This is a genomic window from Streptomyces sp. NPDC019224 (genome assembly GCF_040632605.1).
Taxonomy (GTDB): domain Bacteria; phylum Actinomycetota; class Actinomycetes; order Streptomycetales; family Streptomycetaceae; genus Streptomyces.
In genome coordinates, this window is sequence record NZ_JBEYCF010000015.1 from 81,602 (window position 1) to 104,185 (window position 22,584).

17 protein-coding genes are annotated in these 22,584 nt (G+C 73.5%); 12 read left to right on the plus strand and 5 right to left on the minus strand.

Annotated features, from left to right (window positions below; all coding sequences use genetic code 11):
- Window positions 1-22 precede the first annotated feature (22 nt).
- Window positions 23-2,734, plus strand: coding sequence for a DNA polymerase I (polA, locus tag ABZ564_RS12730; RefSeq protein ID WP_360854060.1), 2,712 nt, complete (start codon window positions 23-25; stop codon window positions 2,732-2,734).
- Here the strand turns inward: polA and ABZ564_RS12735 are convergent.
- A complete protein-coding gene (locus tag ABZ564_RS12735) occupies window positions 2,720-3,616 on the minus strand; it encodes a DUF4184 family protein (RefSeq protein WP_360854062.1) in 897 nt (298 codons plus the stop codon). The two genes, polA and ABZ564_RS12735, sit on opposite strands and share 15 nt — an antisense overlap.
- Window positions 3,617-3,839: 223 nt before the next feature.
- Here ABZ564_RS12735 and ABZ564_RS12740 point away from each other — a divergent pair, with 223 nt between their 5' ends.
- A complete protein-coding gene (locus ABZ564_RS12740) occupies window positions 3,840-5,570 on the plus strand; it encodes a lytic transglycosylase domain-containing protein (RefSeq protein WP_360854065.1) in 1,731 nt (576 codons plus the stop codon).
- 60 nt (window positions 5,571-5,630) lie between these two features.
- On the opposite strand, the gene hrpB is transcribed toward ABZ564_RS12740, so the two are convergent.
- Window positions 5,631-8,132 (minus strand): ATP-dependent helicase HrpB, encoded by a 2,502-nt coding sequence (gene hrpB / locus ABZ564_RS12745; protein WP_360854069.1) that lies wholly within the window; start codon window positions 8,130-8,132, stop codon window positions 5,631-5,633.
- A gap of 85 nt (window positions 8,133-8,217) precedes the next feature.
- The gene (locus ABZ564_RS12750; RefSeq protein ID WP_360854073.1) at window positions 8,218-9,030 is read right to left on the minus strand and encodes a class I SAM-dependent methyltransferase; all 813 of its coding nucleotides are present in this window, start codon (window positions 9,028-9,030) and stop codon (window positions 8,218-8,220) included.
- 396 nt (window positions 9,031-9,426) lie between these two features.
- Here ABZ564_RS12750 and rpsA point away from each other — a divergent pair, with 396 nt between their 5' ends.
- The 5 genes from rpsA to ABZ564_RS12775 all read left to right on the plus strand — a co-directional run bounded on the left by rpsA (window position 9,427) and on the right by ABZ564_RS12775 (window position 14,920).
- Window positions 9,427-10,935, plus strand: coding sequence for a 30S ribosomal protein S1 (gene rpsA / locus ABZ564_RS12755; RefSeq protein WP_073968288.1), 1,509 nt, complete (start codon window positions 9,427-9,429; stop codon window positions 10,933-10,935).
- Between the two features lie 288 nt (window positions 10,936-11,223).
- Window positions 11,224-12,747 carry an FAD-dependent oxidoreductase gene (locus ABZ564_RS12760; protein ID WP_360854223.1) on the plus strand — a complete coding sequence of 508 codons (1,524 nt, stop codon included), beginning with the start codon at window positions 11,224-11,226 and terminating at the stop codon, window positions 12,745-12,747.
- An 85-nt stretch (window positions 12,748-12,832) separates the two neighbouring features.
- Window positions 12,833-13,771 (plus strand): PAC2 family protein, encoded by a 939-nt coding sequence (locus ABZ564_RS12765; RefSeq protein ID WP_360854077.1) that lies wholly within the window; start codon window positions 12,833-12,835, stop codon window positions 13,769-13,771.
- A gap of 72 nt (window positions 13,772-13,843) precedes the next feature.
- Complete coding sequence (coaE, locus tag ABZ564_RS12770) at window positions 13,844-14,449, plus strand: dephospho-CoA kinase (RefSeq protein ID WP_360854080.1); 606 nt, start codon at window positions 13,844-13,846, stop codon at window positions 14,447-14,449.
- A gap of 108 nt (window positions 14,450-14,557) precedes the next feature.
- Complete coding sequence (locus ABZ564_RS12775; RefSeq protein WP_360854083.1) at window positions 14,558-14,920, plus strand: tetratricopeptide repeat protein; 363 nt, start codon at window positions 14,558-14,560, stop codon at window positions 14,918-14,920.
- A gap of 291 nt (window positions 14,921-15,211) precedes the next feature.
- Here the strand turns inward: ABZ564_RS12775 and ABZ564_RS12780 are convergent, their stop codons facing one another.
- Window positions 15,212-15,505 carry a DUF6343 family protein gene (locus tag ABZ564_RS12780; RefSeq protein WP_360854086.1) on the minus strand — a complete coding sequence of 98 codons (294 nt, stop codon included), beginning with the start codon at window positions 15,503-15,505 and terminating at the stop codon, window positions 15,212-15,214.
- Window positions 15,506-15,546: 41 nt separating this feature from the next.
- On the opposite strand from ABZ564_RS12780, the gene ABZ564_RS12785 reads away from it, so the two are divergent.
- Both ABZ564_RS12785 and ABZ564_RS12790 read left to right on the plus strand, forming a co-directional pair.
- Complete coding sequence (locus tag ABZ564_RS12785) at window positions 15,547-15,693, plus strand: hypothetical protein (protein ID WP_360854089.1); 147 nt, start codon at window positions 15,547-15,549, stop codon at window positions 15,691-15,693.
- Between the two features lie 167 nt (window positions 15,694-15,860).
- Window positions 15,861-16,556: a class I SAM-dependent methyltransferase gene (locus ABZ564_RS12790; RefSeq protein WP_360854092.1), complete on the plus strand. Its 696-nt coding sequence runs from the start codon at window positions 15,861-15,863 to the stop codon at window positions 16,554-16,556.
- A 15-nt stretch (window positions 16,557-16,571) separates the two neighbouring features.
- On the opposite strand, the gene ABZ564_RS12795 is transcribed toward ABZ564_RS12790, so the two are convergent.
- A complete protein-coding gene (locus tag ABZ564_RS12795; RefSeq protein ID WP_360854095.1) occupies window positions 16,572-16,919 on the minus strand; it encodes a hypothetical protein in 348 nt (115 codons plus the stop codon).
- Window positions 16,920-17,153: 234 nt separating this feature from the next.
- Between ABZ564_RS12795 and ABZ564_RS12800 the strand changes: the two genes are divergently transcribed.
- The 3 genes from ABZ564_RS12800 to ABZ564_RS12810 all read left to right on the plus strand — a co-directional run bounded on the left by ABZ564_RS12800 (window position 17,154) and on the right by ABZ564_RS12810 (window position 22,574).
- Window positions 17,154-18,092, plus strand: a complete 939-nt coding sequence (locus ABZ564_RS12800; RefSeq protein WP_360854098.1) for a slipin family protein — start codon at window positions 17,154-17,156, stop codon at window positions 18,090-18,092.
- Window positions 18,093-18,297: 205 nt separating this feature from the next.
- Window positions 18,298-21,183 carry a DEAD/DEAH box helicase gene (locus ABZ564_RS12805; RefSeq protein ID WP_360854101.1) on the plus strand — a complete coding sequence of 962 codons (2,886 nt, stop codon included), beginning with the start codon at window positions 18,298-18,300 and terminating at the stop codon, window positions 21,181-21,183.
- A complete protein-coding gene (locus ABZ564_RS12810; RefSeq protein ID WP_360854104.1) occupies window positions 21,180-22,574 on the plus strand; it encodes an SWIM zinc finger family protein in 1,395 nt (464 codons plus the stop codon). Before ABZ564_RS12805 ends, ABZ564_RS12810 begins: the two co-directional genes overlap by 4 nt.
- The last annotated feature ends 10 nt before the right edge of the window (window positions 22,575-22,584 follow it).

The window sequence follows — 22,584 nt, forward strand, 5'->3', positions numbered from 1 at the left end:
TGGTACGTGGCAGGATCGGGGTGTGGCTGAGACGGCATCGAAGAAGACGGCAGACAACCGACCGCGCCTGCTCCTGATGGACGGGCACTCCTTGGCGTACCGGGCGTTCTTTGCGCTGCCGGCGGAGAATTTCACGACAGGGGCGGGCCAGCCGACGAACGCGGTGTACGGCTTCATGTCGATGCTCGCGAACACGTTGCGTGATGAGGCGCCGACGCATTTCGCGGTGGCGTTCGACGTGTCCCGCAAGACGTGGCGGGCGCAGGAGTTCCCGGAGTACAAGGCGAACCGTTCGAAGACGCCCGAGGAGTTCAAGGGGCAGGTCGAGCTGATCGGGGAGCTGCTGGACGCGATGCGCGCGGACCGGTTCGCGGTCGACGGCTTCGAGGCGGACGATGTCATCGCCACGTTGGCGACGCAGGCCGAGGCGGCCGGCTTCGAGGTGCTGATCGTCACCGGTGACCGCGATTCGTTCCAGCTGATCACGGACAACGTGACGGTGCTCTATCCGACCAAGGGCGTCTCGGAGCTGACCCGGTTCACGCCGGAGAAGGTCGTCGAGAAGTACGGCCTCACGCCCCGGCAGTATCCGGATTTCGCGGCGCTGCGCGGTGACCCGTCGGACAACCTTCCGGGCATCCCGGGGGTCGGCGAGAAGACGGCCGCGAAGTGGATCAACCAGTTCGGTTCGTTCGACGAGCTGGTGGCGCGGGCCGAGGAGGTGAAGGGCAAGGCGGGCCAGAATTTCCGCGATCACCTGGACGCGGTGAAGATGAACCGTGTGCTGACCGAGATGGTCCGGGACGTGGAGCTGCCGAAGACCCCGGCCGACCTGGAGCGCGCTCCTTACGACCGTACGGCGGTCACCGGTGTCCTGGACGTGCTGGAGATCCGCAACCCGAGCCTGCGTGAGCGGCTGCTCGCGGTGGATCCGGGGGCGGCGGAGGCCGGGCTGCCCGCGCCCGCGGCCGGGATCGAGCTGGACGGTGCCGTGCTCGGTGCGGGTGAGCTCGCCCCGTGGCTGGCGGAGCACGGTGCGCAGCCGCTCGGCGTCGCCTCGGTGGACACCTGGGCGCTCGGCAGCGGTGCGGTGACGGAGATCGCGCTCGCCGCGGCCGGCGGGGCGGCGGCCTGGTTCGATCCGGCGCTGCTCGACGAGGCCGACGAGCAGGCGTTCGCGGCCTGGATCGCGGACCCGGCCCGGTCCAAGGTCATGCACAACGCCAAGGGCGCCATGCGGGTCTTCCCGGAGCACGGCTGGCGGATCGAGGGCGTCTCGATGGACACGGCGCTCGCCGCCTACCTCGTCAAGCCCGGCCGGCGTTCCTTCGCGCTGGACGCCCTGGCCGTGGAGTACCTGGGCCGGGAGCTGGCCCCGGCGGCCGCCGCGGACGGGCAGCTGGCCTTCGGCGCGGACGACCGGGCGGAGGCCGACGCCCTGATGGCGCAGGCCCGCGCGGTCCTGGATCTCGGTGACGCGTTCACGGAGCGGCTGAAGGAGGTCGGTGCGGCCGAGCTGCTGCACGACATGGAGTTGCCGACGTCGATCCTGCTGGCCCGCCTGGAGCGGCACGGCATCGCGGCGGACCGGGCGCATCTGGAGGGCATGGAGCAGCAGTTCGCCGGGGCCGTCCAGCAGGCGGTGAAGGAGGCGCACGCGTCGGTGGGCCGGGAGTTCAACCTGGGTTCGCCCAAGCAGCTCCAGGAGATCCTGTTCGGTGAGCTGGGTCTGCCGAAGACCAAGAAGACCAAGACGGGGTACACGACGGACGCGGACGCGCTGGCGTGGCTGGCCGCCCGGACCGAGCACGAGCTGCCCGTCCTCATGCTCCGTCATCGTGAGCAGGCGAAGCTGCGGGTGACGGTCGAGGGTCTGGTGAAGTCGATTGCGGCGGACGGCCGTATCCACACCACGTTCAACCAGACGGTGGCGGCGACCGGCCGGCTCTCGTCCACCGACCCGAATCTGCAGAACATCCCCGTCCGCACGGACGAGGGCCGGGCGATCCGTCGTGGTTTCGTCGTCGGCGAGGGTTTCGAGACGCTGATGACGGCGGACTACAGCCAGATCGAACTGCGGGTGATGGCGCACCTCTCCGAGGACGCGGGTCTGATCGAGGCGTTCACCTCCGGCGAGGACCTGCACACCACGGTCGCCTCGCAGGTCTTCGGCGTCGGCAAGTCGGCGGTCGACCCGGAGATGCGGCGCAAGATCAAGGCCATGAGCTACGGGCTGGCGTACGGGCTTTCCGCCTTCGGTCTCTCCCAGCAGCTGAACATCGAGGCGGGTGAGGCCCGGGGCCTGATGGACACCTACTTCGAGCGGTTCGGTGGTGTCCGGGACTATCTGCGGCGCGTGGTGGAGGAGGCCCGGGCCACGGGGTACACCGAGACGGTCTTCGGCCGCCGCCGCTATCTCCCCGACCTGAACAGCGACAACCGTCAGCGCCGCGAGACCGCCGAGCGGATGGCGCTCAACGCGCCGATCCAGGGCACCGCCGCGGACATCGTCAAGGTCGCCATGCTCCATGTCGACCGTGCGCTGCGGGAGGCGGAGCTGAGGTCGCGGATGCTGCTCCAGGTGCATGACGAGATCGTGCTGGAGATCGCCTCGGGTGAGCGGGAGCAGGTCGAGGGGATCGTGCGCCACGAGATGTCCACGGCGGTCCGGCTGCGGGCCCCGCTGGACGTGTCGGTCGGCGTCGGCGGTGACTGGGAGTCAGCGGCCCACTGACCGTTTCCGGCCGGGGCCGTCGGGGCCTGCTGCTTCGGACAGGCCCTGGCCGGCCCCGGCCGCGTCGCGTCGTAGGGGTGCCAGGCGCACTGCCGTCGCGTACAGCAGGAGTCCGGCCGCGAGACCGGCGCCGGCGCCGAAGCAGGCCGTCGGGATGATGTCCAGCGGTGTGTCGATGTGCCCGACGTACGCGTACAGGCGGGCGCACCGGTGGGCGGTGCCCAGGGCCACGCACAGGCCGATGGCGGTGAGTGCCCGTCGTCGGGTGCGCCGGTCCAGGTCCGGTACGGACGGCGGCACCGGCCGTTGCCCGGCCCGGCGCAGGCCCGAGACCGCGAACCGGGCGAGCAGGAGCAGGGCCGGGGCCGATGTGCCGTACTGGACGAGCGTGGAGACGGGGAGCCCGCCCACGCTGCCGTCGAGTCCGGGTACCAGCCGTACGCCCCAGCGGTCGTGGTGGGTGAAGGCGTCCCATACGACGTGGGTGGCGGAGCCGATGACCGCCGACACCGCGAACCACGCGACGTCCCGGGTGTGAAGTGCCCCCCGTCCGGGGGTCGTTGCGGGCCGGCCGCCCCGCAGCCAGGTGTGCACGCGCCCCCGCCACCGTTCGGGCAGCAGTGCCACCAGGGGGTCGCGGAGCAGCAGCCACAGGGCGAGGGCCAGGGCCGTGATCAGGATGTCGACGGTGAGGACGCCCCACACCGCGTGGGTGACCTCGCCGAACTCCATGGCGCCCGGAATCACCGAGTCCGCGAAGTACGTCAGGTCGGGGGCGAACGACCCGGCGACGAGGGCCGATGCGACGAGCGGACCACGGCCCGTACCGTCGCGCCGTATTCCCGGGAGCACGGCGGCGGCATGGCTGAGCGTGAAGGGCATGCGGGCAGTATGCGTGACCCGGAAGGGCCGGTGCGGGCCGGCCGAGCGGGCGGGAGAGGACGTCATGCGGTCGTCCGCGGGTGGACGACTTGTGTTCAGGAAAGTGAGAAAGCGGTAAGAACCGTCCTGGCCGCTGTGTGCGGGCGGGAAGAGTTGCCGTAGGGTCGCCTGAGTCCAGGCGCAGGGGAGCGCCGAGAGCGACGACGGGGAGGGCCCACACGTCATGGCAGCGCAATTCGGTCGCCGACTGTACAGAGGGGCGGCCACCACCGCCGTGGCCGCCGTCGCGGTGGCGGCACTCTCCGCCTCGCAGGCCCCGGGGTCCCCGCTGGTCGCGGCGGACGGCGACCACTCGTCCGCCGGTGCGACGACCCCCGCCGACCAGGGCGGCGGCGTCTCCGGCGACTCGCCGTACTACACGGACCTGCCGCCGCTGAACACGCCGGACAAGCCCGGCGGTTCCGTCAATCTTCCGGTGACCGGCAGTGCCGAGTCGGGCATACCCGCCTCCGTCCTGGCGGCGTACAAGAAGGCCGAGCGGAGCATCGCGGGCACGGACGCGGCCTGCCGGCTGCCGTGGCAGCTGCTCGCCGCGATCGGCAAGGTGGAGTCCGGGCAGGCGCGCGGCGGCCGGGTCGACGCGCAGGGCACCACGCTCTCCCCGATCCTCGGTCCCGCCCTCGACGGCAACGGCTTCGCCCTGATCAAGGACACCGACGACGGTGCCTACGACGGGGACCGGACGCACGACCGGGCGGTCGGTCCGATGCAGTTCATCCCGTCCACCTGGGCGACCTGGGGCCAGGACGGCAACGGTGACGGCCGCAAGGACCCCAACAACGTCTACGACGCCGCGCTCGCGGCCGGGCGCTACCTCTGCGCCGGCTCCCGTGACCTGTCGCTCGCCGCGGACCTGGACCGGGCGGTCCTGAGCTACAACCACTCCGCCGTGTATCTGCGTACGGTCCGCTCGTGGTTCACGTACTACAACCGCGGCACGCACGAGGTTCCCGACGGCACCGGCGTCCTGCCGTCCGGCTCGACCAGCCGGGACCCGGGCCCCGGCCGTCCCAGCGGCGGTCCGTCGTCGACGCCCTCGTCGTCGACGTCGACGTCGCCGTCCCCGACGCCCTCGTCGTCGAAGACCCCGAAGCCGGGCGGTTCGACGAAGCCCCCGACCCCGTCCGAGCCGAGCGCCGAGCCCTCGAGGCCGGGCGAGCCCCCGACGCACACCCCGGCACCGGCCCCCTCCCCGTCCCAGACCGTGACCGCGGTGCAGAACGCCGGCACCGGCCCGCTGACCGCCATGGCCGGCGACGCCTTCGCCGAGCGGATCAAGGTGCGGGCGCGCAACGGTCTCGGCGGTGCGGTCGCCAGGACGTCCGTGACCTTCACCATCACCGGTGACACCGACGCCAGGTTCGCCGGTGGCTTCAAGGCCGTCACCCTCCGGACCGGGACGGACGGCACCGTCACCGCCCCGGTGCTCGCCGCGGGCGAGAAGGCCGGCGAGTTCACCGTCCGTGCGAGCGCCGACGGCACCTCGGCGACCGCCGCCACCTTCAAGGCGACCGTCACCGCCCGCCGGGCCGACGCCATCGCCAGGACCGGCACCGAGAAGCTGACCGCCGTCGCCGGCGGGACGTTCGACGACATCACGGTCGCCGCCACCTACAAGGGCGAGGCCGCCGGCCGCGTCGCCGTCACCGCCACCATGATCACCGACGGCGTCGAACCGGCCGAGAACGACAAGGGCCCGTACTGCACGAACGACGACGGCGACCCCGTCCGCAGCATCGTGCTCACCACGGCGGCCGACGGCAGCCTCACGCTCCCGAAGTTCTACGCCGACGGCCCGGCCGGTACGTACAAGCTGCGCCTCACCACCGAGGGCGGCGCCACGGTCGTCATCGAGCTGACCGTCGAGGAGCGCCCGGCCGCCGCCGCCTCCTGACGCGGAGCACGCCACGGGACAGCCCCTTCGCCGCTCGCCGGCGAAGGGGCTGTCCCGTGCTCAATCCCGTTTCAGCCGTGCCTTCGTGTACCGGGTCGCCTCCACCGTCGCCGGGTCCTCGGGCCACGGGTGCTTCGGATAGCGGCCGCGCAGCTCCGCCCGCACCGCCTTGTAGCCCTCGCGCCAGAACGAGGCCAGGTCCGCCGTCACCGCCGCGGGCCGGCCGGCGGGGGAGAGCAGGTGCACCAGGACCGGCACACCGGCCACCCTCGGGGTCTCCTGGAGGCCGAACAGCTCCTGGAGCTTCACCGCCAGCACCGGCTGGTCCCCGCCGTACTCCACCCTGATCCGCGAACCGCTCGGCACCTCGATCCGCTCCGGCGCCAGCTCGTCCAGCCGCCCCGCCTCGCCCGTGGCCCACGGCAGCAGCCTGCGCAGCGCCTGCCCCGCGTCGATCGCGGCCAGGTCGGAGCGGCGCCTCGCCCGCGACAGCTCGGGCTCCAGCCAGGCCCCGGGGTCCGAGAGCAGCGCCCCGTCCGACACATCCGGCCAGGGCTCACCCAGCACCCGGTGCAGGAAGGCCAGCCGCTCCCGCAGCTGCCCCGCGTCCCGGGTCCAGCGCAGCAGGCCGGGCCCCTCCCGCCGCAGCCCCTCCACCAGCGCGTCGCGGACCAGCGTCGGATCGGGCTGTTTCAGCGGGCGCGCCGCCAGCTCGACCGCCCCCAGCCGCTCCACCCGCCGGGCCACCACGTCCCGGCCGTCCCAGCGGACCTCCTCGCCCGCGAACCGCAGGGGCCCGGCCGCCAGGCGCGCGATGTCCTCGTCGATGACGGCCGCGAGGCGCACCCGGGCGGACGCCGCGTGCGCCGGCCGGTCCGCGACCGCGACGGCCAGCCAGGAAGCGCCGCGCAGCCCGGAGCCGTCACCCGGCTCCGCGCCGGTGCCCGACGCCATCAGGAACGCCCCGCCGCCCCGCGCCCGCGCCACCCGCTCCGGGAACGCCAGGGCCGCCACCAGGCCCACCGCCGTGTCGTCCGTGACCGCCCGGCCGCCGCCTTCACCCTTCGACGAGGACGACAGGCGCCGTACCTCCTGGCGCCAGCGGCCCGCGTAGGCGTCCTGACCCCGGCGCGCGGTGCGCAGCGCGGCCGCCAGATCGTCCCCGTACGCGCGCGGCGGTTCCTCGCTCAGCAGCGCCACCACCTCGGCCGCCCGGCGCCCGCCGACCTCGGCCGCCCCGTCCAGCAGCGCCCTGGCCAGCCGCGGGTGCAGCCCGAGCCGGGACATCCGCACGCCCCGCTCGGTGACCCGGCCGTCCGGGTCCACGGCGCCGACCGCGGCCAGGACCTCGCGCGCGGCGGCCATCGCCCCCTCCGGCGGCGCGTCGAGCAGCGCGAGCCCCGAGGCGTCCGGATCGCCCCAGCAGGCCGCCTGGAGGGCGAACGCCGACAGATCGGCCACCCTGATCTCCGGCGAGGGGAACCGGGCGAGCCGACCGTCCTCCGCCCGGTCCCAGCACCGGTAGACCGTCCCCGGGGCCTCGCGCCCCGCCCGGCCCGCGCGCTGGCGGCCCGCCGCCTGCGAGGCCCGTACGGTCGTCAGCGCGCTCAGCCCCCGGGCGTGATCGGTGCGTGGCTCCCGGGCCAGCCCGGAGTCGACGACGGTCCGCACGCCGGGGACCGTCAGCGACGACTCGGCCACCGAGGTCGCCAGGACGACCCGCCGCCCCTCGGCCGATCCGGCCAGCACCGCGTCCTGAACGGCCGCCGGGGCCCGCCCGTGCACCTGGAGCACTTCGGCCGCCACGCCCGCCAGCTGCCCGGCCACCCGGCCGATCTCGCCGACGCCGGGCAGGAAGCACAGCACGTCACCGTCCCGCTCGGCGAGCGCCCGCCGCACCACGGAGGCGACATGGCTCAGCAGCGCGGGGTCGACCCTCATCCCGTGCGGCGGCCGCACCGGCCCGGGCGGCGGCGCCCACACCACCTCCACCGGGTGCGACACGCCCTGCGCCTCGACCACCGGGGCGTCGCCGAGCAGCCGCGCCCAGCTCTCCGCGTCCGTGGTCGCGGACGCCGCCACCAGGCGCAGGTCGGGGCGGATCGCCTCGCGCACGTCCAGCAGGAACGCGGCCACCGTGTCCGCGTCGAGATGACGCTCGTGGCACTCGTCGATGATCACCGCGTCCACCCCGGCCAGCTCCTGGTCGCGCTGCAGCCGCTGGAGCAGCACCCCGGTGGTGACGACCTCCACCACGGTGTCCGGGCCCACCGCCCGCTCGCCGCGCACGGTGAACCCGACGCGTCCGCCGGTCCGCTCGCCGAGCAGCCAGGCCATGCGCCGGGCCGCCGCGCGGGCGGCGATCCGGCGGGGTTCGGCGACGACGACCCGGCGCGCCGGCCCGTCCCCGGTCAGACCGGCCAGGACGAGCGGGACGAGGGTGGTCTTGCCGGTGCCGGGGGGTGCGCACAGCACCGCGACCCCGCGGTCGTCGAGCGCCTGCCGCAGCGCGGGCACGGCGGTGCGGACGGGCAGCCGGTCGAGGGCGTCGGTGCGGATCACGCCCCCAGTCTCGTACGGCCGGCCCCCGCGCCCCGCACCGGCCGGTGCCCCGGGCCGGCGTACGGGCGTCCCGGGCCGGTCGGCCTCAGCCGCGTACGCAGACGAAGATCGCGGTGCCCGGGATCAGATTGCCGCGCAGCGGGGACCAGCCGCCCCACTCCTGGTCGTTCCAGGCGGGCCACTCCGGCTCGACCAGGTCCACCAGCCGGAAGCCGCCCGCGACCACGTCCCGCACCCGGTCGCCCAGCGTGCGGTGGTGCTCCACGTACACCGCGTCGCCGCGCTCGTCCTGCTCGACGTAGGGCGTGCGGTCGAAGTAGGAGGCGGCGACCGACAGGCCCTCGGGGCCCGGCTCGTCCGGGAAGGCCCAGCGGACGGGGTGCGTCACGGAGAAGACCCAGCGGCCGCCGGGGCGCAGCACCCGGTGGACCTCGCGGAAGACCTGGACCGGGTCGGCGACGAAGGGCACGGCGCCGTAGGCGGAGCAGGCCAGGTCGAAGGAGGCGTCGCGGAACGGGAGCCGCCCGGCGTCGGCCTCGACCAGCGGGACGTCGTCGCCGATGCGCAGGGCGTGCTGGAGCTGGCGGTGGGAGAGGTCCAGGGCGACGGGGCGGGCGCCCTGGGCGGCCAGCCAGCGCGAGCACTGTGCCGCGCCGGCGCCGATCTCCAGGACGTCGAGCCCCTTCAGCGCGGCGGCGGGGCCCAGCAGTCCGGCCTCCGCCTCGTCCAGGCCCTCCGGGCCCCAGACGAAGCGGTCGTCGCCGAGGAAGGTCCCGTGGTCGCTCTGGTACTCGTCGGCGTTGCGGTCCCACCAGCCCCGGCTGGCCCGGCTGCTCTCGGCGGTCCCGGCGCTGCGGCGTGTCGCCTCCGGTTCGGCGGCGTACATCTCTTGGCTCATCGTGTCCGTCGTTGTAGTTTGCCTTCACCCCGTCGTACGCGGTACGTACCAAGGGACCCGTGCAGCGCGGCACCCGTGTGTCCCGGTGTCCTCGGACACGATCTGGCCTCGGTGAACCCGAGTTGTGCCGGACATGGGGGCTTTTGCCCGTGGTGTCCGCCTTCGCGCATTGACCGTGCCCTGCTGCCCCCGTATGCTACAAGTTGCGCTGCGAGCCTGCGCTCCTCAGACCTAGCAGGCCGCGCTCGCATCTGTTGCATGTCCCCTCGGTTCACGAGGCGCCTCCCGCTCACGGGAGGGGCGCTTCCCGGGCTGTCCGGTCTTCTGCAGAGGCGATACGGGCTTTCGGCGTAGCAGTACCTACGACTCACTGTCCGTACCGGAGCCCTTTCCCACATGACGAGCAGCACCGAGACCACCGCCACCACTCCGCAGGTTGCGGTCAACGACATCGGCGACGCGGACGCGTTCCTCGCGGCGATCGACGAGACGATCAAGTACTTCAACGACGGCGACATCGTTGACGGTGTCATCGTCAAGGTTGACCGGGACGAGGTTCTCCTCGACATCGGTTACAAGACCGAAGGCGTCATCCCGAGCCGCGAGCTCTCGATCAAGCACGACGTCGACCCGAACGAGGTCGTCAAGGTCGGTGACGAGATCGAGGCCCTGGTTCTCCAGAAGGAGGACAAGGAAGGCCGCCTGATCCTCTCGAAGAAGCGCGCTCAGTACGAGCGTGCCTGGGGCACCATCGAGAAGATCAAGGAAGAGGACGGGATCGTCACCGGTACCGTCATCGAGGTCGTCAAGGGTGGTCTCATCCTCGACATCGGCCTCCGTGGCTTCCTGCCGGCGTCGCTCGTCGAGATGCGTCGTGTCCGCGACCTCCAGCCGTACGTGGGCAAGGAGCTCGAGGCCAAGATCATCGAGCTGGACAAGAACCGCAACAACGTGGTCCTGTCCCGCCGTGCCTGGCTCGAGCAGACCCAGTCCGAGGTCCGCCAGACGTTCCTCACCACCCTCCAGAAGGGTCAGGTCCGCTCCGGCGTCGTCTCCTCGATCGTCAACTTCGGTGCCTTCGTGGACCTGGGCGGCGTCGACGGTCTGGTGCACGTCTCCGAGCTCTCCTGGAAGCACATCGACCACCCCTCCGAGGTTGTCGAGGTCGGCCAGGAGGTCACCGTCGAGGTTCTCGACGTGGACATGGACCGCGAGCGCGTGTCCCTGTCGCTCAAGGCGACGCAGGAAGACCCGTGGCAGCAGTTCGCCCGTACGCACCAGATCGGGCAGGTCGTCCCCGGTAAGGTCACCAAGCTCGTTCCGTTCGGTGCGTTCGTCCGCGTCGACGAGGGCATCGAGGGCCTGGTCCACATCTCCGAGCTGGCCGAGCGCCACGTGGAGATCCCGGAGCAGGTCGTCCAGGTCAACGACGAGATCTTCGTCAAGGTCATCGACATCGACCTCGAGCGCCGTCGCATCAGCCTCTCGCTGAAGCAGGCCAACGAGGCCTTCGGCGGCGACCCGGCCTCGGTCGAGTTCGACCCGACCCTGTACGGCATGGCCGCGTCCTACGACGACCAGGGCAACTACATCTACCCCGAGGGCTTCGACCCCGAGACCAACGACTGGCTCGAGGGCTTCGAGGCTCAGCGCGAGATCTGGGAGACCCAGTACGCCGAGGCGCAGCAGCGCTTCGAGCAGCACCAGGCCCAGGTCATCAAGTCCCGCGAGGCCGACGAGGCCGCTGCCGCCGAGGGCGCTGCCGCCCCCGCCGGCAACGCCCCGGCCGCCTCGGGCGGCAGCGGCGGCTCCTACTCCTCGGAGTCCTCGGACAACTCCGGCGCCCTGGCGTCGGACGAGGCCCTGGCCGCGCTCCGCGAGAAGCTGGCGGGCGGCCAGAGCTGAGGCTCTGTCCTTCCGGCCGGTCATCGGCTGCGGTAGGTGAGTGACCGTGAGGCCCGTCCCCTTCGGGGGGCGGGCCTCACGCGTTTTTGCCGACGTGAACACAGAGAAACGTGCGGGATACACGAATAGCTGACGTCCCGTAACACACGCTTGCCAGGATCCCGGCAACCTCAAGATCAGAAGGGGAGCCGGGACATGACGCACGCTTCGCACCAGCCGCCCGCGACACCGGGCACGAGCCGCCGCACCTTCCTGCACAACGTCGGACTCGCCGGCGGGGCCGGGGCCATGTTCGCCACCATGGGGGCGCTCGGGCTCGCCCCCACCGCACAGGCCGCAGGGCGCGAACCCGCTTACCGCGCTCCGAGCAAGGGTGACTTCCACCTCAAGGGCAGGGCCGCCGCCAAGGTGGTCGTCGTCGGCGGCGGCATCGCCGGCCTCGCCACCGCCTACGAACTGGGCAAGGCGGGCTACGACTGTACGGTCCTGGAGGCCCGGGGCCGCACCGGCGGCCGCAACTTCACCGTGCGCGGCGGGGACTCCACCACCGACATCCACGGCGTGAAGCAGACCGCCCACTTCTCCGACGGGCAGTACATGAACGCCGGGCCCGGCCGGATACCGCAGTGGATGGTCACCCTCGACTACTGCCGCGAGCTCGGCGTACCCATCGAGGTCTTCACCAACGTGAACGCCAACGCCTACATCTTCAACGAGAAGGCGGGCATGAAGGCGCCGGTGCGCTACCGCACCGCCAAGGCCGACGTGTACGGCTATGTCGCGGAGCTGCTCTCCAAGGCCACCGACAAGGGCGCGCTCGACCGGCAGATCACCGCCGACGACCAGGAGCGGCTGCTCGAATTCCTCAAGGACTTCGGGGACATCGGCGACACGCTCGACTACACCGGCAGCCCCCGCCGGGGCTACCGGGTCGACCCGGCCGCCGTCGGCACCCCGGGTGAACTGCTCGGCCCCGTCCCCTCCGCCTCCGAGGTCTTCGCCAGCGGCGTCGGACGTTACTTCGCCTTCGAGTTCGAGTACGACCAGGCCATGCTGATGTTCCAGCCGGTCGGCGGCATGGACCGGATACCCGCTGCCCTCACCCGGGCCATCGGCGAACGGCGCATCCGGACCGGGGCCGCCGTCACGGAGATCACCGACACCTCCCACGGTGTCACCGTCACGTACACCCAGTCCGGCCGCACCCGCCGCATCGAGGCGGACTACTGCGTCGCCGCCCTGCCGCCCAACATCCTGGCCAAGACCCCGCACAACCTGGGCCCCGCCGTCCAGACAGCCCTGGAGGCGTGCAAGCCCTCGTCGGCCGGGAAGATCGGACTCGAATACCGCAGCCGCTGGTGGGAGAGCGACCACCAGATCTACGGCGGCATCACCGAGACGGACATGGACCTCGCCCACATCTGGTATCCGTCCTACGGCCACCAGGGCCGTCGCGGGACGATCATCGGCTACTACAACACCGGCTCCCACGCGGACGCCTACGCCGCGCTCACCCCGGCCGAGCGGGAGGCACGCGCGGTCGCGCAGGGCGTGAAGATCCACGGCGAGAAGTACCGGACGGAACTCGCCGCGTCGTTCTCCCACCACTGGCGTCAGACCCCGTACCTGGAGGCTTCCTGGCACTCCCTGGCGGGCGGCCCGGACGCCCCGCTGTTCGCGCCCCTCAACCGGGCCGCGGGGCACGTCTACTTCGCGGGTGACCACCTGAGCTACGCCGACGCCTGGCAGCACGGCGCGTTCACCTCGGCGCGCAAGGCCGTCATGGCACTGCACGAGCGGGTTCTTGGGTAAACACCGTACGAAGGGGGGCGTGGGCGGGGAATGACCATGCCCCCCTGAGCGTTCTTCTCCAGGAACACAAGGAGGAGCGGTAACCGTGCCTGATCCGCAGAGTTTGTACGAATGGGAGCCGAAGGGCCTGGCTGTCGTCGACATGGCGCTCGCCCAGGAGTCGGCCGGCCTGGTCATGCTCTACCACTTCGAGGGATACATCGACGCGGGTGAGACGGGTGAGCAGATCGTCGACGGCCTGCTCGAATCGCTGCCGCACCAGGTCGTGGCCCGCTTCGACCACGACCGCCTGATCGACTACCGCGCCCGCCGCCCGCTGCTGACCTTCAAGCGCGACCGCTGGTCGGCGTACGAGACCCCGACCCTGGACGTCCGCGTCGTCCAGGACGCCACGGGCGCGCCGTTCCTGCTGCTGTCCGGACCGGAGCCCGACGTGGAGTGGGAGCGGTTCGCCGCCGCCGTCGAGGAGATCGTCGAGCGGCTCGGCGTCCGCCTCGCGGTCAATTTCCACGGCATCCCGATGGGCGTCCCGCACACCCGCCCCGTCGGCGTCACCCCGCACGGCAACCGCACCGACCTGATGCCCGGCCACCGCAGCCCCTTCGACGAGGCGCAGGTCCCCGGCTCCGCCGAGGCGCTCGTCGAGTACCGGCTGATGGAGGCGGGCCACGACGTGCTGGGCGTCGCCGCCCATGTGCCGCACTACGTCGCCCGCTCCGCCTATCCCGACGCGGCGCTCACCGCGCTGGAGGCGATCACGGCCGCGACCGGCCTGGTCCTGCCAGCGGTCGCGCACGCCCTGCGCACCGAGGCACACCGCACCCAGACGGAGATCGACCGCCAGATCGGCCAGGGTGACGAGGAACTGGTCTCGCTGGTCGAGGGCCTTGAGCACCAGTACGACGCGGTCGCGGGCGCCGAGACCCGGGGCAACCTGGTCGCCGAACCGGCGGATCTGCCGTCCGCCGACGAGATCGGCCTCGAATTCGAGAAGTTCCTCGCCGAGCGCGAGGGCGACATCTGACCGCCCGTGCTGTGCCCGCTGCCCGCGGCCCCGCTCCTGGGGCCACGGGCAGCGGGCATTAGGCTGCCGGGCATGCTGAAAGTGGGCCTGACCGGTGGCATCGGAGCCGGCAAGAGCGAAGTGTCCCGGCTGCTCGTCGGCCACGGTGCCGTCCTCGTCGACTCGGACCGCATCGCCCGCGAGGTCGTCGAGCCCGGCACACCCGGTCTCGCCGCCGTCGTCGAGGAGTTCGGCACCGGCATCCTGGCCCCGGACGGCACCCTGGACCGGCCCGCCCTCGGCGCGATCGTCTTCGCCGACCCGGACCGCCTCGCCGCGCTCAACGCGATCGTCCACCCCCTGGTCCGTGCCCGCTCCGCCGAACTGGAGAAGGCCGCCGGCCCCGACTCCGTGGTCGTCCACGACGTCCCCCTCCTCACCGAGAACGGCCTCGCCCCCCTCTACGACCTGGTCGTCGTGGTCGACGCCGCCCCCGAGACCCAGCTCGACCGGCTCGTCCGGCTGCGCGGCATGACCGAGGAGGACGCCCGCGCCCGCATGGCCGCCCAGGCCACCCGTGAACAGCGGCGCGCCGTCGCCGACCTGGTCATCGACAATGACGGACCGGTCGAGGAACTGGAGGCCCGGGTCCGTACGGTCTGGGCGGAGCTGGAGCGGCGGGCGGCCGAGGCGGGCTGAGCCGGGGACGTACGGGAACGCCGGCGGCCGAGGCGGGCCGGGGCCGTACCGGAATACCCGCGGCCGCCCCCGCGTTCACCCCGCGACGGACCAGGGAAGGATGCGACCGTGCCCGAGAGGAACCCGGAAACCGACGTCATCGACTTCCGCGCGGCCGAGCAGTTGCTCGCCGCGCGTGATCCCCGGGGTGCCGTGCGGCTGCTCGACTCGGTGATCGCCGCCCACCCCGAGAACACCGCCGCCCGGCTGCTGCGCGCCCGCGCCTTCTTCGCGGCGGCCCAGCTGCGCCCGGCCGAGCTGGAATTCGAGCTGGTGCTTGAGCGGGAGCCGGACAACGCCTTCGCGCACTTCGCCCTCGCCCGCACCTTCGAGCGCTCCGGCCATCCCGAGCGCGCCACGCGCCACTTCAGGCTGGCGGCGGCGCTCGACCCCAAGCCGGAGTACCTGCGGGCTGCCCGCTTCGACAACTAGCGCCGCGGCAAACGGGGTTCGCCCCGTCGCGCCGCCCTGCGCGCGCTCTCGCCGTACCCGGCCGGACCCGGGTGCGGTCCCGTAGTCGAAAGCCCGGGTGCGTCCCGTACGAGGGCTTCCGGCCGGTCCGCCGGAAGTGGGTCTTCCCTGGTCGAGCGGAGCCGAGAACTCGGAGTGGGGTCTCCCCTGTTCGAGCGGAGCCGAGAACTCGGGGAAGCACCCGGCGCCGCTCCTTCCGGGCAGCCCCCGGCTGCTGAGGCCGCGGCAGGGCGAACCCCGGCTGCCCCGCCACTAAGGCGTGCCCGGCGGAGGGCCCTTGCCACCGCGGGGGCCGTGGTCGGGTTCGTACGGCGGTATGGAGCGGCCCGGCTGGTAGTGCGCGCCCTGGCGCAGCCGGTGCACCACCACGCACAGGTCCACCAGGACCAGCACGAGCAGCACCCCGCAGACGGCGGCCCAGCCGGTGCGGCCGTTCACGGCGAAGGCCGTCACCCCGAAGACGGCCCAGGCCAGGCCCCACAGACTCAGCCAGAGCCGCATCCGCAGCGGACTGCGGGCGGTCGTCGGTTCATTGCCGGTACGCATGGCATCGCCTCACCTACCAGCATGGACCCGCGACCGGACAGATGCGGCACGGTGGTGGGGAGACGACGGCCGCCCCGCGGGCGCGGCCCGGTCGGCTCGCGCAGCAGCTGACCTCGGCGGCGAGCGGCGCCCGGCCGGAGGCCCGCCGGCTCCTGGACAGCCAGGAGCGCGTGGCCGGCACACGCTGATGGCCGCGCTGCTGACCGGCGAGGACCGGGAGGGCTTCACCGGGCGCACCGACCGCCCCCGGCCTTTCCCTCCCCGCCGGCCTCCCGCACCTGAGCGCGGCCCTGGTCGTGCGCCGTTCGGTGCGAGGGGGTGGGAACGGCTGCGAACGTACGGTCGTTCGGCGGGTATGAGCGGACAACGAGTACGAGAGGGCTACTCCGGGACGGGGCCGGGCGCGATCACTCCCGACGGCTGCGCGGTCGAGTTGTACACGCGGCTGGCCGTGGGCGACGAACCGGACGTGATCGAGGCGGCCGTCCCCGCCGGTGCGCACATCCTGGAACTGGGCTGCGGGGTGGGCCGGGTGACGCATCCGCTGATCGAGCGCGGCTTCCGGATGACGGCGGTGGACGAGTCGCCGCAGATGCTGGAGCGGGTGCGCGGCGCGCGGACGGTGTGCGCCCCCATCGAGTCGCTGGACCTCGGCGACGAGACCTTCGACGTCGTCATGCTCGCGTCGCTCCTCGTGCACGCGGGCGACCGCCGGGTGCGTGACGGGCTGCTGCGGACCTGCAGACGGTACGTGCGCGACGGGGGTGTGGTGCTCATCCAGCGCGAGGGGGCGGGCGCCCACGACGCGCTCCCGCGCGAGCGCGTTCACCCCGCCGGCTACACGGTGCGCATCGTCTCCTCGGAGCCGGTCGGCGACGGGGTGCGCTCGGTGCACGCGGAGTACGAGTTCCCCGACGCCCGGTGGACACAGACCTTCCGGTCCCGGCCGCTGTCGAAGGAGGCGTTCGAAGGCCACCTGGGGGCGGCCGGGCTGAAGGTGGACCGCTGCCTCACGGACGACGGCGTCTGGGTGCGGGCCGTGCCCGTGTAGCGGCCGCCCCGGCGGTCAGTGGATGGTGCTGAAGCTGCGCCAGGGACGCGCGTTCGGCGCGTTGACGTCGGAGAAGGTGGTCGCGAGGTACGTCGTGCCCGGTCCGGTGCAGTTCCGTGTCCGGTACAGGACGATGTCGACCAGCGTCTCGTTCGTCACCGCCTTGGCGCCGGCGGGCGCGAGCCGGTGGCAGCCCTTGACCGAGGGGCTGTTCACCTCGATCACCACGTCACGCTCGGTCCTGTAGACGACAGGGCCGACCGCGGTCCGGCCGAGGCCCGAACAGCCTGCGACGGTGAGGGCCAGGAGCACGGCCTGGGCGGTGATGCCGAGCCGGCGGCGTCGGCGGTCGATCACGGACATGGGCGGGTCCTCGTCTGTCTCGTCACTGCACGGACCTTGATACGTGCCGGTGCTGGCCACCCTGCCCGCTTCCCGGAGCCCCGGCATCCGGGAAGCGGCCGGGCGGGGGAGCGCGGCGACACCGGGCGTACGCGTAGGGGTTCGCCCCGGAGCGGAACCGGGCATAACGTGGTAATAGCGCACGAAGAGGTGCGAGGCCGAGAGCCGGGCTCTTCCGGCTGGCAGGGGGCCGTCATGGTCCAGGACCTCTTGATCGCGGTCGTCGCGGCGGTGCTCGTCGGCGCCCTGTACCTGATGGCGGCCGCCAGGGTCGTCAGGCAGTACGAGCGGGGTGTGGTCCTCAGACTCGGCCGGCTCCGCGACGAGGTGCGCAGGCCGGGGTTCACGATGGTGCTGCCCGGCGTAGACCGGTTGCGCAAGGTCAACATGCAGATCGTCACCATGCCCGTGCCGGCCCAGGACGGCATCACCCGGGACAACGTCACGGTCCGGGTGGACGCCGTCATCTACTTCAAGGTGGTGGACCCGGCGAGCGCGGTCGTCGAGGTCGAGGACTACCGCTTCGCGGTCTCGCAGATGGCGCAGACGTCGCTGCGTTCGATCATCGGCAAGAGCGATCTGGACGACCTCCTGTCCAACCGGGAGAAGCTGAACCAGGGCCTGGAGCTGATGATCGACAGCCCGGCGGTCGGCTGGGGCGTCCAGATCGACCGGGTCGAGATCAAGGACGTCTCGCTGCCGGAGACCATGAAGCGCTCCATGGCCCGGCAGGCCGAGGCCGACCGTGAGCGGCGCGCCCGCGTCATCAACGCGGACGCGGAGCTCCAGGCGTCCAAGAAGCTGGCCGAGGCGGCGTCGGAGATGTCCGCCCAGCCCGCGGCGCTCCAGCTGCGACTGCTCCAGACCGTGGTGGCGGTCGCGGCCGAGAAGAACTCCACGCTGGTGCTGCCGTTCCCGGTGGAACTGCTGCGCTTCCTGGAACGCGCGCAGCAGGGGCCGCCGGTGGGACGGCCCGCGCCTGAGGGCGCCCGGCCACCGGACCCCGCCGCGCCGGGGACGGGGCCGCACGCCGCCGGTGACGCAGCGGGTTCCCCGGGCCCCGGCGGTTCCGAGCCGCCCGGCCCCGTCGCCTCGCGGCCCGCCGCGCCCTCGGAGCCGTACGCCCGGCACTGACCCCGCCGCGTGGTCACTCTCCGGCCGTCGCCCACCCCGTACGAGCTGCGGGAACGGCGGCGGCCGGTCCCTTGCCCGAATCCGTTGTCAGACCTCCCGCCTAGACTCGCCGAGCAGAGGGATCGTACGGACGAGACCGTGCTGACCAGGCACGGAACACCAGGACGCGGCCACCGGGCCGCGCGTGACGGGAGGGGAGGGGCCGGTGAGCACCGCACCGCCGCCGCAGGACGCGGACGACAGCCGACTGCTGCGCTGCGCCGCCGTCTTCCTGCCCGGTACGCCGCCACGCCTGGGGCGTTTCGCCTTCTGGGACCCGCTCGACGCCCCGCTCCCCGAGGCCGTCGGCGGCGGCGCCCGGAGCGAGGAGATCACGGTGGTCCGGCCGTACGGCGCCGAGGGCGAGGTGCGCTCCCGGCCCGTGCCCGCGCTCCTGCTCCCCGTCGCCGAGGCCCTGCCCCTGCTCGCCCGCGCCCGGCACCTGCGCTCCGCCCACCCCGCCACCCGCTGCTGGGGCGCCGCCGCCCTGCACGCGCTGCACCTGGTGGCCGGTGGCCGCATGCTCCCCGGGCTGACGGCCGACGACCACGACGCCTGGCGGGCCGGGCCCCGCGATGCCGGGGACGTCGCACACCTGCGGGCGGTGGCCGCCGCCCTGCCCTGGGAGGGGCACGCCGTCCCGCTGCCCGACCGGAATCCGCTCCGGCTGCCCGACCCCGAGGCACTGATCGGCTCCTTCCTCGACGCGGTCGCCGACACCCTGCCTCGGACTCCCGCCGCGGCCTTCGCGATGGGCGCCCCGTTCGCGGCGGCCGAGCCCCAGCACCTGCCCGGAGCGCGGGAGTGGGCCGTGGAGGTCGCCTCGGGGCTCGACGCCGGGGTCCGGGTGTCACTGCGCCTGGACCTCTCGGCGTACGAACTCTTCGACACGGCAGGCCCCGACGAGGGGACGGCCGACCCCGAAGCGGCGCCCGCCCCCGCGCGGCACGCCGCGGCGGCGGTCACCCAGGTGCACAGCCTCGCCGACCCCACCCATGTCGTCGACGCCGCCGCACTGTGGGCCGGTGAGGCGGGCGAGCCCTTCGGCCCGCGGGCCCGGATCGACACCGCGCTCGCCCTGCGCCGCGCCGCCCGCGTCTGGGCCCCGCTCGACCGGCTGCTGGACCAGCCGGTCCCCGACGTCCTGGCCGTCGGCGAGGACGAGCTGTACGAGCTGCTGGGCGACGCAGGGGCCCGGCTGGCCGCCGCCGGGGTGAGCGTCCACTGGCCCAGGGAGCTGGCCCGTTCCCTCACCGCGGCAGCCGTGGTCAGGCCCGCCCCCGGCACGGCCACGGACGGCACCGCGTTCTTCGACGCCGCACAGCTCTTCGCCTTCGACTGGCAGCTCTCGCTCGGCGACGAGCAGCTCACCGAGGCCGAGATGGACGTGCTCGCCGAAGCCCACCGCCCCGTGGTGCGGCTGCGTGACCGATGGGTCGTCGTCGACCCCGCGCTCGTCCGCAAGGCACGCAAGCGGGAGCTGGGCCTGCTCGGCCCGGTGGACGCCCTGGCCGTCGCCCTGACCGGCAGCGCCGACGTGGACGGCGAACAGGTCGAGGCGGTGCCGGCCGGCGCGCTGGCGGAGCTGCGTACGCGCCTGCTCACCGACGACGCCGTGCCCGCCCCGCCGCCCGGACTCCACGCCACGCTCCGCGACTACCAGCTGCGCGGGCTGGCCTGGCTGGACCGGATGACCTCGCTCGGTCTCGGCGGCTGCCTCGCCGACGACATGGGCCTCGGCAAGACGATCACCCTGATCGCCCTCCACCTGCACCGCGCCCACCCCGCCCCCACGCTGGTGATCTGCCCCGCCTCCCTGCTGGGCAACTGGCACCGCGAGATCAACCGCTTCGCCCCCGGCGTCCCCGTGCGCAGATTCCACGGAACCGGCCGCACCCTCGCCGGGGCCGACGCCGGCTTCGTCCTCACCACGTACGGCACGATGCGCTCCAGCGCGGCCGAACTGGCCGCCCACCGCTGGGGGCTGGTCGTCGCCGACGAGGCGCAGCACGTCAAGAACCCCCACTCCTCCACCGCGAAGGCGCTGCGGACCATCCCCTCCCCGGCGCGGGTCGCCCTCACCGGCACCCCCGTGGAGAACAACCTCTCCGAGCTGTGGGCGCTTCTCGACTGGACGACGCCCGGCCTGCTCGGCCCCCTCAAGGCGTTCCGGGCCCGCCACGCCCGGATCGTGGAGAGCACCGGCACGGCGGCGGGCCTCGGCAACGACGAGGCGGTGGAGCGGCTGTCCCGGCTGGTCCGGCCGTTCCTGCTGCGCCGCAAGAAGTCGGACCCCGGCATCGCACCCGAGCTGCCGCCCAAGACGGAGACCGACCACCCCGTCTTCCTCACCCGCGAGCAGGCCACGCTGTACGAGGCCACCGTGCGCGAGACCATGGCGTACATCGAGGCGTCCGAGGGCATCACGCGGCGCGGCCTGATCATGAAGCTGCTCGCCTCGCTCAAGCAGATCTGCAACCACCCCGCGCAGTATCTGAAGGAGGACGCGGCCCGCCTCACCGGACGCTCGGGGAAGCTCGCCCTCCTCGACGAACTCCTCGACACGATCCTCGCCGAGGACGGCTCCGTCCTCGTCTTCACCCAGTACGTGACGATGGCCCGGCTGCTGTCCGCCCACCTGACCGCGCGCGCCATCCCCTCCCAGCTCCTGCACGGCGGCACCCCGGTGCCCGAGCGGGAGAGGATGGTCGACCGCTTCCAGTCCGGCGAGGTCCCCGTCTTCCTGCTCTCCCTCAAAGCGGCGGGCACCGGCCTCAACCTCACCCGGGCCGCGCATGTCATCCACTACGACCGCTGGTGGAACCCGGCCGTCGAGGAGCAGGCCACGGACCGGGCCTACCGCATCGGCCAGACCCAGCCCGTCCAGGTGCACCGCCTGATCGCCGAGGGCACGGTGGAGGACCGCATCGGCGAGATGCTGCTCGCCAAGCGGGCACTGGCCGACGCCGTCCTCGGCAGTGGCGAGAGCGCGCTCACCGAGCTGAGCGACCGCGACCTGGCCGACCTCGTCTCCCTCCGGAGGCCGTCATGACCCCCGCACCCCGCCGCCGCCCGGACACCGCCCGGTCCGGCGCCGCCGGATCGCCCGCCGCCAGGCCCTCCGTCGCCGGACCGGCCGCTTCCGGCCGCCCCGGCCCCGGCCGGGACGCCCGCCCCGGCGCCCGTCCCCGCCCCGGCCCCGACGACCTGCGGCGCACCTTCGAGGCCGTGCCGGCGCGTACGTCCGGCGAGGGGGAGCCGTTCGCGGAGAGCTGGTGGGGCCGGGCCTGGGTGGCGGCGTTGGAGGCCCTGTCGATGGACGACCCGCGCCTCGCCCGGGGGCGGGAGTACGCGGACGGCGGGCACGTCGCCGCGATCACCGTCACGCCGGGGCACGTCGTCGCCTACGTGCACGGCAGCCGCCCCCGCCCGTACCGCGCCGAGCTGCGGCTGCGTACGTTCGCCGATCCCGACTGGGAGACCCTGCTGGACGCGGTCGCCGCCCGCCCCGGGCACCTCGCCGCACTGCTCGCCAGGGAGGTGCCGCACTCCCTGGCCGACACCGCGACCGCCGCCGGCATGACCCTGCTGCCCGCCCCGGGCGACCTCGACCCCGCCTGCACCTGCCCCGACCGCGGCCGGCCCTGCAAGCACGTCGCCGCCCTCAGCTACCAGATGGCCCTCCTGCTGGACACCGACCCGTTCGTCCTGCTCCTGCTGCGCGGCCGGGGCGAGCGCGAACTCCTGGAGGAGCTGGCCCGGCGCAACGCCGCGCACTCCGCCCGGGAGCGGCCCCCCGCCCCCGACACCCCGTCCGTGCCGGCCCGGGAGGCGCTGGCCGCCCGCTTCCTGCCGCCGCTGCCCGCCCCCTTCCCCGTGGAGCCGCAGCCGGGCCACCCGCCCGTCTACCCCGCCCTGCCCGGGGCCCGGGACCCACTGGCCCTGGACCAGCTCGCCACGGACGCGGCGGCCCGCGCCCACGCACTGCTGACCACCGGCCGAGACCCGCTCGCCGGGCTCACCACCTGGCAGGACGCCGTCCGTCTCGCGGCGGCCGGACCCACCGCCGGGCTCACCGCCACCACCCGCGCCCTCTACCGGGAGCTGGCCTCCGCCACCGGCCGCAACACCACGGACCTGGCCCGGGCCGTGGCTGCCTGGCGGCAGGGCGAGGCCGAGGGACTGGCGGTCCTGGAGACGCCGTGGGACCCCCCGGCGGGCCCGTTCGACCGTGCCCGCCCGGCCCTCGCGGCGGCCGGCTTCCCCCGCTTCCAGCCCTGGCGCAACCACCTCACCCACCCCGGTGGCGCCCTCCAGCTCCGCTTCGGCCGCGACGGCCGCTGGTACGGCTACGAGTCGGACCCGGGCGAGGACGAGTGGTGGCCCCGCGCCGCGCCGGACACCGACCCGGTGGGTGCGCTCCTGGAGCTGACCGGGGGCTGAGGGGGCCCGG